The sequence below is a fragment of the Paraburkholderia sp. MM6662-R1 genome (genome assembly GCF_050436245.1).
Taxonomy (GTDB): domain Bacteria; phylum Pseudomonadota; class Gammaproteobacteria; order Burkholderiales; family Burkholderiaceae; genus Paraburkholderia; species Paraburkholderia tuberum.
Genome location: NZ_JBNDLV010000001.1, coordinates 2622212 through 2635645, shown reverse-complemented (window position 1 = coordinate 2635645; position 13434 = coordinate 2622212). Strand labels below are relative to the sequence as shown.

At 65.8% G+C, this 13434-nt stretch carries 7 protein-coding genes; 5 read left to right on the top strand and 2 right to left on the bottom strand.

Annotated elements, in window-relative coordinates; all coding sequences use genetic code 11:
* Positions 1 to 43: 43 nt before the first annotated feature.
* From gcvH to OKW39_RS12340, 5 genes are all read left to right on the top strand, one after another.
* Positions 44 to 424 (top strand): glycine cleavage system protein GcvH, encoded by a 381-nt coding sequence (gene gcvH / locus OKW39_RS12360; protein ID WP_090802422.1) that lies wholly within the window; start codon positions 44 to 46, stop codon positions 422 to 424.
* 68 nt (positions 425 to 492) lie between these two features.
* Positions 493 to 3429, top strand: a complete 2937-nt coding sequence (gene gcvP / locus OKW39_RS12355) for an aminomethyl-transferring glycine dehydrogenase (RefSeq protein ID WP_429562778.1) — start codon at positions 493 to 495, stop codon at positions 3427 to 3429.
* 139 nt (positions 3430 to 3568) lie between these two features.
* Positions 3569 to 4699, top strand: a complete 1131-nt coding sequence (locus OKW39_RS12350; protein ID WP_429562777.1) for an alginate lyase family protein — start codon at positions 3569 to 3571, stop codon at positions 4697 to 4699.
* Between the two features lie 29 nt (positions 4700 to 4728).
* Entirely contained in the window at positions 4729 to 6117 is a 1389-nt protein-coding gene (locus tag OKW39_RS12345) for an L-serine ammonia-lyase (RefSeq protein ID WP_090802417.1), read from the top strand.
* Positions 6118 to 6355: 238 nt separating this feature from the next.
* Complete coding sequence (locus OKW39_RS12340; RefSeq protein ID WP_429562776.1) at positions 6356 to 8101, top strand: thiamine pyrophosphate-binding protein; 1746 nt, start codon at positions 6356 to 6358, stop codon at positions 8099 to 8101.
* Between the two features lie 98 nt (positions 8102 to 8199).
* Here the strand turns inward: OKW39_RS12340 and OKW39_RS12335 are convergent, their stop codons facing one another.
* Both OKW39_RS12335 and putA read right to left on the bottom strand, forming a co-directional pair.
* A complete protein-coding gene (locus OKW39_RS12335; protein WP_090802413.1) occupies positions 8200 to 9348 on the bottom strand; it encodes a branched-chain amino acid ABC transporter substrate-binding protein in 1149 nt (382 codons plus the stop codon).
* 87 nt (positions 9349 to 9435) lie between these two features.
* A complete protein-coding gene (gene putA / locus OKW39_RS12330) occupies positions 9436 to 13374 on the bottom strand; it encodes a trifunctional transcriptional regulator/proline dehydrogenase/L-glutamate gamma-semialdehyde dehydrogenase (protein ID WP_429562775.1) in 3939 nt (1312 codons plus the stop codon).
* Between the last annotated feature and the right edge of the window lie 60 nt (positions 13375 to 13434).

The following is a 13434-nucleotide window of genomic DNA, read 5'->3' as shown; positions in this document are numbered from 1 at the left end:
CCTACATTCAAACACTACCGAACATACCGTTCAGGAGCATCCAATGAGCATCCCGGCCGAACTGAAATACACCGAATCGCACGAATGGGTCCGCACCGAAGCGGACGGCACGCTGACGGTCGGTATCACCGACCACGCGCAGGAAGCGCTCGGCGACATCGTCTTCTTCGAAGTCCAGGAACTCGGCAAGTCCGTGACCGCGGGCGACACCGTCGCCGTGATCGAATCGGTGAAGGCCGCCTCCGATATCTACGCGCCGGTCTCGGGCGAAGTCATCGAGGCGAACACGACCGTCGCCGACTCGCCCGACACCGTCAACAGCACGCCGTACGACAGCTGGCTGTTCAAGATCAAGCCGGCCGCCGATGCGTCGCTCGACCGTCTGCTCGACGCCGAGGCCTACGCGAAGTCGATCGGCGCCTGAGTCGCCGTTTGTTTTAACCGTCAGGCGCGGCGCTCGCACAACGGCGCGCCGCGCCGCCAGGAACACCCATGAAGCTCGAACACCCGGATCGTCTGATGAACCGCACTCCTCTCTCGCTCGCCGCGCTCGAAGTGCACGACGCCTTCGCCGAACGGCATATCGGCCCGGATACGGCCGACCAGCAAGCGATGCTCGAAGCACTCGGCTTCGCGTCGCGCGCGGCATTGATCGACGCCGTCATCCCGAAGACGATCCGCCGCACCGAAACGCTGCCGCTCGGCCCCTTCGCGCAACCGAAGAGCGAAGCCGAAGCGCTCGCCGCCTTGCGCGAGCTCGCGGACAAGAACCAGGTGTTCCGCTCCTACATCGGCCAGGGCTATTACAACGCCCATACGCCGACGGTGATCCTGCGCAACGTGCTCGAAAATCCGGCGTGGTACACCGCGTACACGCCGTACCAGCCTGAAATTTCCCAAGGCCGTCTGGAAGCGCTCCTGAACTTCCAGCAGATGGTCACCGACCTGACCGGCCTCGCGATCTCGAACGCATCGCTGCTCGACGAAGCGACCGCCGCCGCCGAAGCGATGACGCTGCTGCAACGCGTCGGCAAACCGAAGTCGAACGTGTTCTTCGTTGCCGACGACGTGCTGCCGCAGACCATCGAAGTCGTGAAGACGCGCGCGACGCCGGTCGGCATCGAAGTGAAAGTCGGCCCGGCCGCTGAAGCCGCCGACGCCAACGCATTCGGCGTGCTGCTGCAATACCCGGGCGTGAACGGCGACGTGCGCGACTACCGCGCGCTGACCGAAGCGATCCACGCGGCGGGCGGCCATGTCGTCGTCGCCGCCGACCTGCTCGCGCTGACGCTGCTTACGCCGCCGGGCGAATGGGGCGCGGACGTCGCGGTCGGCAATACGCAGCGTTTCGGCGTGCCGGTCGGCTTCGGCGGCCCGCATGCCGCGTACCTCGCGGTGCGCGACGAATTCAAGCGGCAAATGCCGGGACGTCTGGTCGGCGTAACCGTCGACGCGCAAGGCAACCCCGCGCTGCGTCTCGCGCTGCAAACGCGCGAGCAACACATCCGCCGCGAGAAGGCGACCTCGAACGTGTGCACCGCGCAGGCGCTGCTCGCGATCATGGCGAGCATGTACGCGGTCTATCACGGCCCGCGTGGCCTGAAGACGATCGCACTGCGCGTCAATCGCATCGCCACGCTGCTCGCCGAAGGCGCGAAGCAGCTTGGCTATAAGCTCGTCAACGAAACTTTCTTCGACACGCTCACGTTCGACACCGGCGCCCGCACGCAAGCGCTGCACGACGCGGCGACGGCCAGGCGCATCAACCTGCGCCACGTGAGCGCGACGCAAGTCGGCCTGTCGATCGACGAAACCACCACGCGCCACGATCTGGCCGACCTGCTCGCGGTGTTCGCTCAAGCGGCCTTCGCGAGCGACGTGCCGCAAGTCGACGCGCTCGACACCGCGCTCAACGCATCGAACTCTGCGTCGGTGCCGGCCGCGCTCGAACGCACGAGCGCGTACCTGACGCATCACGTGTTCAACCGTCATCATTCGGAAACGGAAATGCTGCGCTATCTGCGCAGCCTGTCGGACAGGGACCTCGCGCTGGATCGCTCGATGATCCCGCTCGGCTCCTGCACGATGAAGCTGAATGCGACGTCGGAAATGCTGCCGGTCACGTGGCCCGAGTTCGGCCAGATCCATCCGTTCGCACCGACCGAGCAAACCGTCGGCTACCGCGAGATGATCGATCAGCTCGAAGAGATGCTGGTCGCCGCGACCGGCTATGCGGCCGTGTCGCTGCAGCCGAACGCGGGCTCGCAGGGCGAGTACGCGGGTCTTTTGATCATCCACGCCTATCACGCGTCGCGCGACGAAGCGCATCGCGATGTCTGCCTGATTCCCGCTTCGGCGCACGGCACGAACCCGGCGTCGGCGCAAATGGCCGGCATGCAGGTCGTGGTCGTGGCATGCGACGCGCAGGGCAACGTCGATATCGAAGACCTGAAGAAGAAGGCCGCGCAGCACGCCGATAAGCTCGCGGCGATCATGATCACGTACCCGTCGACGCACGGCGTGTTCGAGCAGAACGTCCGCGAAATCTGCGAGATCGTGCATGCGCACGGCGGCCAGGTGTACGTGGACGGCGCGAACATGAACGCGATGGTCGGCCTGTGCGCGCCGGGTCAGTTCGGCGGCGACGTCTCGCACCTGAACCTGCACAAGACCTTCTGCATTCCGCACGGCGGCGGCGGACCGGGCGTCGGTCCGGTCGCGGTCGGCGCGCATCTCGCGCAGTTCCTGCCGAACCAGACTTCGTCGGGCTACCAGCGCTCGGAGGATGGCATCGGCGCGGTGTCGGCCGCGCCGTACGGCTCGGCGTCGATCCTGCCGATCTCGTGGATGTACATCGCGATGATGGGCGCGAAGAACCTGACCGCCGCGACCGAAACCGCGATCCTCAACGCGAACTACGTCGCCAACAAGCTCGCGCCGCACTATCCGGTGTTGTACTCGGGCCCCGGCGGCCTCGTCGCACACGAGTGCATTCTCGATCTGCGTCCGATCAAGGACACGAGCGGCATCACCGTCGACGACGTCGCGAAGCGCCTCGCCGACTATGGCTTCCACGCGCCGACGATGAGCTTCCCGGTACCAGGCACGCTGATGGTCGAACCGACCGAGTCGGAGTCGAAGGAAGAGCTCGACCGCTTCATCGAGGCGATGATCGCGATCCGCGAGGAAATCCGCGCGGTCGAGGAAGGCCGCGCGGAGCGCGAGGACAATCCGCTGAAGCACGCGCCGCACACGGCGGCGGTCGTGATCTCGGACGACTGGAAGCACGCGTATGCGCGCGAGACCGCCGCCTACCCGCTGAAGACGCTGATCGCGAACAAGTACTGGCCGCCGGTCGGTCGCGCGGACAACGTGTACGGCGATCGCAACCTGTTCTGCTCGTGCGTGCCGATCGCCGATTACGAGTAAGCAGCGCGAGTCGGCGAGACGTCATGCGCGGCGCGGTGAAGGGCCGTCGGCGTTTGTGAGCGGTCCACCCGCGGTCCTGTCGTTGAAAGCCGCAACCGGCTAACATCACACACCGAATCAGCCTAACGAGGAGTTTCGCATGGCGCGAAAGGTGCGATTGATGCAAAGCCGGGCCGAGGCGGCAGGCGTCCGTCCGTGGCGGCCCGCTTACGCGGTACTGTTGGCCGCAGCGGCCGCGTTGCTGCCGGTGCGCGCGGCGCAGGCCGCGATGAATTTCTGCGCGGCGCCGGCGCTGCAAACGAGCGAGCGCACCAATGCCGACCCCGGCGTCAAGGCGCTCGTCGCCAACGTGCAGGCACATCTGAACGAGCAGCCGCATGCGCTCGCCAAATTGCACACCGAGGGCACGCTGCCGCACGAGGGCATCTACGATCAGAGCGTCGAAGCGGAGAAGGATCTCGACCTGCTGCGCGACGCCGCGCTCGCGTGGCGCGCGACCAGCGACGACCGCTTCCTGAAGCTCGTCGACCGTCTGCTGTACGCGTGGGTCACGACCTATCAGCCGAGCTTCAATCCGATCGACGAAACGCGTTTCGAAGGTCTGATCCTCGCGTACGACATGACCGCGAGCGCGTTGCCCGTCAAAACGCGCAACGCGGCGATGGCGTTTCTGACGAAGCTCGCGAACGGCTACATCGCGCAGATCGACGCGCAGCCGCGGCCGCTCACGGGCACGTTCCGCAACAATTGGCAAAGCCACCGCATCAAGCTGATCGCGATGGCGGCATTCACGCTCGACAACCGCAAGATGATCAACGCCGCGCAGCGGCTGTTCGTCGAGCATATCGGCGACAACATCGCCCCGGACGGCTCGACGATCGACTTCGGCGAGCGCGATGCGCTGCACTACGTGACCTACGATCTGCAACCGCTGGTGACGGCCGCGCTCGCCGCGCGCCGCCACAACCGCAACTGGCTGCAAGAAAAGGGCGCGAACGGCGCGACGCTGCTCGCCGCGCTGAATTGGCTCGTGCCGTTTGCTACCGGCGCTCAGACGCATGAGGAATTCGTGCATTCGAACGTCGCGTTCGATGCAAAGCGTCGCGAGGCCGGCTTGCCCGGCTATTCGGGTCAGTGGGATCCGAAGAACGCGACGGAACTGTTTCACCTGGCGGCCCGTCTCGATGGACGCTTTACGCCAGTCGCGCTGCAGCTCGCACCGACGCCGCCCGCGTGGCTCGCCGTGTGCTTGCCGCTGCCGGCGCGCTAAACTCTTTATCTATAGGCAGGGAGCAGTACATGGCAGTCAGCGTCTTCGATCTCTTCAAAATCGGCATTGGTCCGTCGAGCTCGCACACGGTCGGGCCGATGCGCGCGGCGCTGATGTTCGTCCAGGGACTCGAGCGCGACGGGCTGCTCGCTTCCACCGCATCGGTGAAGGCGGAGCTGTACGGCTCGCTCGGCGCGACCGGCAAGGGCCACGGCACCGATCGCGGCGTCATGCTGGGCCTGATGGGCGACGCGCCCGACACCGTCGATCCCGAGACGATCGCGCAACGGCTCGAAGCAGTGCGCACGTCGCGCCAACTCGCGCTGCTCGGCACGCACGAGGTGCCCTTCGTGCAGAAAGAGCACATCGCGTTTTATCGTCAGGCGCTGCCCGAGCATCCGAACGGCCTGAAGCTGTTCGCCTTCGATGCGCAAGGGGCAACGCTGCGCGAGTCGACCTATCTGTCGGTCGGCGGCGGCTTCGTCGTGACGGCCGGCGCGCCGAACACGAAGGTGTTGAGCGCCGTCGATCAGCTTCCGCATTCGTTCCGTACCGGCAACGAATTGCTCGCGCTGTGTGCGGCGAGCGGAAAGAGCATCGCGCAGTTGATGTGGGAAAACGAGCGCGTCTGGCACAGCGAGGAAGAGACGCGCGCCGGTCTGCTGAAGATCTGGGACGTGATGCAATCATGCGTCGCGCGCGGATGCGGCATCAACAATCCCGATGCCGATGGTCACTTGCCCGGACCTTTCCAGGTGAAGCGGCGCGCGCCGCAGCTGTATCGCGCGTTGACCGGCAACCCTGAGCGCGCGTTGCAGGATCCGCTGTCCATGGTCGACTGGATCAACCTGTACGCGATCGCCGTCAACGAAGAGAACGCGGCGGGCGGGCGCGTCGTCACCGCGCCGACCAATGGCGCGGCCGGCATCATTCCGGCGGTGCTGCATTACTACACGCGCTTCATGCCGGGCGCGAACGAGCAGGGCGTGATCGACTTCCTGATGACGGCCGCCGCGATCGGCATCCTGTACAAGCTGAATGCGTCGATCTCCGGTGCGGAGGTGGGCTGTCAGGGTGAAGTCGGCGTCGCATGCTCGATGGCCGCGGGCGCGCTGGCCGCCGTGATGGGCGGCACGCCGAAGCAGGTCGAGAACGCCGCGGAAATCGGCATGGAGCACAACCTCGGGCTCACCTGCGATCCGGTTGGCGGCATGGTGCAGATTCCGTGCATCGAGCGCAATGCGATGGCATCGGTGAAGGCGGTCAATGCCGCACGCATGGCGTTGCGCGGCGACGGCAGCCACTATGTGTCGCTCGATTCGGTGATCAAGACGATGCGCGAAACCGGCGCGGACATGAAGACCAAGTACAAGGAAACGTCGCGCGGCGGCCTCGCGGTAAATATCGTCGAGTGTTGAGTCGCTGAGCGCGGCATTCAATTGCGTGCGATCGCATCGGAAAGGCGCGGGCCCTGCGGCTCGCGTTTTCATTTGCGCAATCGTGTTGCGCGCACGCCGATCGAACAGTTGCGCTGCGCCATGACAGCGCCCACGTGCTCGGCGTAAGCTGTCGAAGCGCCCATCGGCCGCTGTTGCACGTTCCGCCGATGCGGCTCCATCCCAACGCACCCACGCACTGCCAGGAGGCTTCTTCGCAATGTCGCTGCCGAATGCTCCCGCTTCCCATACCGCTTCCAATTCCGCTATCGCTTCCCATACCGCACGCACGACCGGCGCGCGCCTCGTCGTCGAGGCGTTGCTCACACACGGCGTCGAGCGCGTGTTCTGCGTCCCCGGCGAAAGCTTTCTCGCCGTGCTCGATTCGCTGCACGACGAAACCGGGCGCATCCAGACGATCGTCTGCCGTCACGAAGCCGCGGCCGCGAACATGGCCGAAGCGCTCGGCAAGCTGACCGGCCGCCCGGGTGTCGCACTCGTCACGCGCGGTCCGGGCGCGACGCATGCGTCGATCGGCGTTCACACTGCGTTTCAGGACTCCACGCCGATGATTCTGCTGATCGGTCAGTGCGCGCGCGAACATCTCGATCGCGAGGCATTTCAGGAGATCGACTACCGGCGCATGTTCGGTCAGATGGCGAAGTGGGTCGCGCAGATCGACGACCCGAAGCGCATCCCCGAATATCTGAGCCATGCGTTTCATACGGCCACCTCGGGGAGGCCCGGGCCGGTCGTGCTGGCGCTGCCCGAAGACGTGCTGAGCGATGCCTGCGACGCGGTACCTGGCGCACCCGCTTATCACCGCGTGGCGGCGTCGCCATCGGCCGCGCAGATCGCGAAGCTGCGCGAGTTGCTCGAAGGCGCGCAACGGCCGATGGTGATCGCCGGCGGCAGCGGCTGGACAGCGGCCGCATGCGCGGACCTGCGGCGTTTCATCGAAAACTGGCAGTTGCCGATTGGCCTCGCGTTCCGCTTCCAGGACACCTTCGACAACGAGCATCCGAACTACGCGGGCGACGTCGGTCTCGGCATCAATCCGGCGCTCGCTCAGCGCATTCGCGACGCTGACTTGCTGCTCGCGCTCGGTCCGCGCCTCGGCGAAGCGACGACCAACGGCTACACGCTGCTCGACATCCCGAAGACGAAGCAGACGCTCGTGCACGTGCATCAGGGCGCGGAAGAACTGGGCCGCGTATATGCGGCCGATCTGCCGATCGTCTCGGGCATGCCTGAGCTTGCGGCGATGCTTGCGGAACTGAAACCATCGTCGTCCGGCAGGCTCGCCTGGGCGGGTGCCGCTGAGGAAGCGCATCGCGCGTATCTGGATTGGCGCAAGCCGCGCCCAATTCCCGGCGACGTGCAGATGGGCGAACTGATCCAGCAGTTACGCGCCCACTTGCCCGACGACGCGATCCTCACGAACGGCGCCGGCAATTACGCGACGTGGCTGCATCGGCATTTCTCGTATCGGCACTTCCGTTCTCAGCTCGCGCCGACGAGCGGCGCGATGGGCTACGGCGTGCCGGCGGCGCTCGCGGCAAAGTCGCTGTATCCACAGCGCGCGGTGGTCGCGCTCGCCGGCGACGGCTGCTTCATGATGGCCGCGCAGGAGCTCGCGACAGCGATGCAGTACGACCTGCGCGTGCTGTTCATCGTCGTCAACAACAGCCAGTTCGGGACGATCCGTATGCATCAGGAGCGACACTATCCGCATCGCGTGCATGGCACCGGCCTCACGAATCCGGACTTCGCGGCATTCGCGCGATCGTTCGGCGCGCATGGCGAGACCGTTGAACGTACCGGGGATTTTCTGCCGGCGTTGCAACGCGCGATCGAATCGCAGTTGCCGGCCGTGATCGAAATTCGCATGCCGCAGGAAGCGAGCACGCCCGCGGCGACGCTCGAGATGATTCGTGAGCAGGGCAGGAAGATGCGGGGGCAGTGAAAATCGCCACGTGGCCTGACAGCGTGTCGAACGCGCCGCCCATAAAAAAACCCCGCCAGAGCGGGGTTTTCTATTATCAACCGTAGTCAGCAAAAAACTTACTTGCCGCCCACGCTTTGCAGCGTCGTCCACTTGCCATCGACGACCTTGTACAGCGTGATACCGCCGTTCTTCAGATCGCCGCGCGCGTCGTACGCGAGGTTGGCCGACGTCACGGCCGGCTTCGACGTCTTGGCGAGCACCGGCAGGTACTTGGCAGGATCGGTCGAGTTCGCGTTCTTCATCGCGGTGAACATCGCCATCGCGCCATCGAACGCGTACGGCGAGTACGTTTGCACGTCTTCGTTGAAGCGCGCCTTGTACTTCTCGACGTATGCTTTGCCGCCCGGCATTTCTTCGAGCGGCAGACCGGCGAGCGAAGCCACCGTGCCGTTCGCCGCATCGCCGGCGAGCTTGATGAAGGTCGGCGTGTGGACCATTTCGCCGCCCATCAGCGGCGCCTTCACGCCGAGTTGCTTCATCTGCTTGACCATCGGTGCGGCTTGCGAATCCGCGCCGCCGTAATAGATCAGATCCGGGTTCGACGACTTCAGCTTGGTCAGGATCGACTTGAAGTCGACGGCCTTGTCGTTCGTGTATTCGCGATCGACGATCGTCGCGCCTGCCGCCTTCGCAGCCTTCTCGAACTGATCCGCAAGACCCTGGCCGTAAGCGGTGCGATCGTCGACGATTGCGATCTTCTTCATGCCGAGGTTCTTCACCGCGAACGCGCCAGCGACCGAGCCTTGCTGGGTGTCGGACGTCATCATGCGGAAGGTGGTCTTGAAGCCCTGCTGCGTGTATTCCGGCGCCGTCGCCATCGCGATCTGCGGAATGCCCGCGTTCGCGTAGATGCGCGAGGCCGGAATCGTCGTGCCCGAGTTGAAGTGGCCCAGCATGCCCTTGATGCCGTCATCCACGAGCTTTTGCGCGACCGTCGTGCCGGTGCGCGGGTCGGCCTGGTCGTCGGCCGAGTCGAGCACGATGCGAACCTGCTTGCCGCCGATCACCGGCTTCGTCGCGTTGAACTCTTCGACCGCGAGCGTGATGCCGTTCTGGAAGTCCTTGCCATAGTGCGCCTGTGCGCCCGTCATCGGACCGGCGAAACCGATCTTCACGTCTTCCGTCGATTGAGCGTTGGCCGTCCCCGCCAGCGACATGGCGGCAACCAGAGCTGCGCCTGCCAGCTGTTTCATTTTGTGTTGCATAGCTTCTCCTTGATACCAGGTGTGGATGAAGCGGTGTCGGGGTCGCCGTGCCGCTTCCTTTCTATTGAAGAAATCGCCGAGGTTCGCTCAACCGATCGTCATCAAATTCGCATTGCCGCCTGCCGCCGCGGTATTCACGCTGACCGAGCGCTCGGTGAGCAGACGCTCGAGCGCATAGTCCTCGTCGCCGCTCGCAAGCGCACGGGCCGCGACGCCCTGCACCGACACGATCGGCCCCGCGCGCTTCGCGACCTCTTTCACGAGCGCGAGCAGCTCATCGCTGTCGCCTTCGAACAGCACGGCGTCGAACGGCGCGTCGGCGCTCTTCTTCACGCTCGCGTGGGCCTTCAGCGACGCCGGCAATTGCGAAACCAATTGTTCACCGGCCGCGCCCTCGAACAACGCACGATTTCCCGTAGCCAGCGCCGCCGCGAACTGCACGCGCGCGCCACTCGCCGTCGACGCGATACACAGCACCGTGCCGCGCGGGCCCAGCGTGTACGTATTGCGCTCGCCGGTCGGCCCCGACAGTACCGCGGTCGCGCCCGCCGGCACATGCGACAGATAGCCGTCGCAACGCGCGGCAAGCTGCGGCTCGCGCTCGGCGATCAGCCAGTCGCGCAACGCGCTCAGCGCGGCCACCGGATTGTCGCCCTGTTCTGCAGCCTGCGCCGCCTGCGGTACTTCGACCACCAGCGCCTGCGCGAGCGACTTCGGCAAACCAGCCGGACGCGTTGCGAGCAGACGCTGCAGGTATAACGCACCGCCGGCCTTCGGCCCCGTACCCGACAGTCCTTCGCCACCGAACGGCTGCACCCCGACCACCGCGCCGATCACGTTGCGGTTCACGTAGATGTTGCCTACGTGCGCGCGGCTGATCACGTGCGCGATCGTTTCGTCGATGCGCGTGTGGATGCCGAGCGTCAAACCATAACCCGTCGCGCGAATCTGTTCGAGCAGCTTGTCGAGCTGGCTGCGGCGATAGCGCACCACGTGCAGCACCGGACCGAACACTTCGCGCTTCAGCTCGTCGATGCTGTCGAGCTCGATCAGCGTCGGCGGCACGAAAGTACCCTGCGTCGCGCCCTCCGGCAGCGGCAGTTGCTCGACCTTGCGGCCCTTGTCGCGCATCGCCGCGATGTGGGCGTCGATGCCGCGCTTCGCGTCCAGGTCGATCACCGGGCCGACGTCGGTCGACAGCCGATCCGGGTTGCCGAGCGCGAGCTCGCGCATCGCGCCCGTCAGCATTTCGAGGGTGCGGTCCGCGACATCGTCCTGCAGACAAAGAACGCGCAACGCCGAACACCGTTGACCGGCGGAGTCGAAAGACGACTGCAGCACGTCGGCGACGACCTGCTCGGCGAGCGCCGACGAGTCGACGATCATCGCGTTCTGCCCGCCGGTTTCGGCGATCAGCGGAATCGGCTTGCCATCCGGATCGAGTCGGCCGGACAGCGTCTTGTTGATCAGACGCGCGACTTCGGTCGAGCCGGTGAACATCACCGCACGCGTGCGCGGATCGGCGACCAGCGCGGCTCCGACCGTCTCGCCATTGCCCGGCAGCAGTTGCACCGCGCCCGCCGGCACGCCCGCTTCGCGCAGAATTCGCACCGCCTGAGCTGCGATCAGCGGCGTCTGCTCGGCCGGTTTCGCGAGCACCGTGTTGCCGGCCGCGAGCGCGGCGGCCACCTGGCCCATGAAAATCGCCAGCGGGAAATTCCACGGGCTGATACAGACCACCGGACCGAGCGGCCGATGCGTGTCGTTCGAAAACTCGTCGCGGATCTGCGTCGAGTAGTAGCGCAGGAAGTCGATCGCTTCGCGGATTTCCGCGACCGCGTTGGCGAGCGATTTGCCCGCTTCGCGCACCACGAGGCCCATTAGCGTATGCATCTGCGCTTCGAGCAGATCCGCCGCGCGCGCGAGGCAATCCGCGCGCGCCTCGACCGGCGTCGCCTGCCAGATCGGCGCGGCGGCCACCGCATGGCCGAGCGCGGCGCTCACGTGCTCCGCCGTCGCTTCGACGACCGTGCCGACGAGATCACGATGGTCGGCCGGGTTGCGCACGTCGCGCCCGGCGCCGACGGCGATCTGGTTGTCTTCGAGCATCGGCGCGGCGCGCCACGGATGATGCGCGCTCGCGAGCAGCGCCGACGACAGCGACGCGAGCCGATGCTCGTTCGACAGATCGAAGCCCATCGAATTGAGCCGTTGCGCGCCATACAGATTGCGCGGCAGCGGAATGCGCGCGTGCGGCGCGCCGAGCGGCACGATTCTCGACGCTTCCTCGACCGGATCGGCGACCAGCTCCTTGATCGCGACGGATTCGTCGGCGATGCGGTTCACGAACGACGTGTTCGCGCCGTTCTCGAGCAGCCGGCGCACGAGGTACGCGAGCAGCGTCTCATGCGTACCGACCGGTGCGTACACGCGGCACGGGCGATTCAGCTTGTCGCGGCCGGTGACTTCTTCGTAGAGCTGCTCGCCCATGCCGTGCAGGCACTGGAACTCGTACTGGCCGGGGTAGTAGTTGTTGCCTGCGAGCTGATAGATCGCCGAAAGCGTGTGCGCGTTGTGCGTCGCGAACTGCGGATAGACGGCATCGGGCGCGCCGAGCAGTTTCTTCGCGCAGGCGAGGTACGACACGTCGGTGTAGACCTTGCGCGTGTAGACCGGATAGCCTTCGAGGCCGTCGACCTGCGCGCGCTTGATTTCCGTATCCCAGTACGCGCCCTTCACGAGCCGCACCATGACACGGTGACGGCTGCGGCGCGCCAGATCGATCAGGTAGTCGATCACGAACGGGCAGCGCTTCTGATATGCCTGCACGACGAAGCCGATGCCGTTCCAGCCTTGCAGCTCCGAATCGAAGCACAGCGCTTCGAGCAGGTCGAGCGAGAGTTCGAGGCGGTCGGCTTCTTCGGCGTCGATATTGAGGCCGATGTCGTAGCGGCGCGCAAGGATCGCGAGCGAACGCACGCGCGGCAGCAGCTCGCTCATCGTGCGTTCCTGCTGCGCGCGCGAGTAGCGCGGATGCAGCGCCGACAGCTTGATCGAGATGCCGGGGCCCTCGTAGATGCCGCGGCCGCCCGCGGCCTTGCCGATCGCGTGGATCGCCTGCTCGTACGACGCGTAGTAGCGCTGCGCGTCGGCCTCGGTGGTGGCCGCTTCGCCGAGCATGTCGTATGAATAGCGGAAACCGCGCGCCTCGTACTTGCGGCTGTTCGCGAGCGCTTCGGAAATGTTCTCGCCGGTCACGAACTGCTCGCCCATCAGGCGCATCGCCATGTCGACGCCCTTGCGGATCAGCGGCTCGCCGCCCTTGCCGATCAGGCGCGTGAGCGCCGACGACAGGCTCGTCTCGCTATTGGTCGTCACCAGCTTGCCGGTGATCATCAGGCCCCAGGTCGCCGCATTGACGAACAGCGACGGCGCCTGACCGACGTGCGATTTCCAGTCGCCCTTGCTGATCTTGTCGCGAATCAGCGCGTCGCGGGTCGCGCGGTCGGGAATGCGCAGCAGCGCCTCGGCGAGGCACATCAGCGCGACGCCTTCCTGGCTCGACAGCGAAAACTCGTGGATCAGCCCTTCGACGCCGCCGCCCTTGCTCTTCGAGCGCAGCGTTTCGACGAGCTTGCCGGCCATCGCCTGCACGTCGCCGGCGAGGTTGGCCGGCAGACGCGCCTGGCCGAGCAGGAACGGCACGCACTCAGGTTCAGGGCGGCGATACGCGGCGGTGATCGCCGCGCGCAGCACCGACTGCGGTTGCACGTTCTGCGCGAAATCGAGGAACGGATGGGACGCGCCGTCTTCCTCGTTCTCGACCGCCGCGCCGTCGGCGAGATCGGCCGTGCCGGTCGCGCCGGACAGTTCGGGCGGCAACTGGCCGTGCTCGATCTTTTCGAGGTAGGCGAAAATCGCCTGCTTGATCAACCAGTGCGGGGTGCGCTCGAGGCGGGCGGCGGCATCTTTGAGCCGGGAACGCAGGAGGTCGTCGACCTTGACGCCAAGGGTGGTGCTAGCCATGTTTCCTTCTCTGATATCGGGCGCGAGCCTGGCGAAAGACTAAAAGTTGGGCGAATCGTA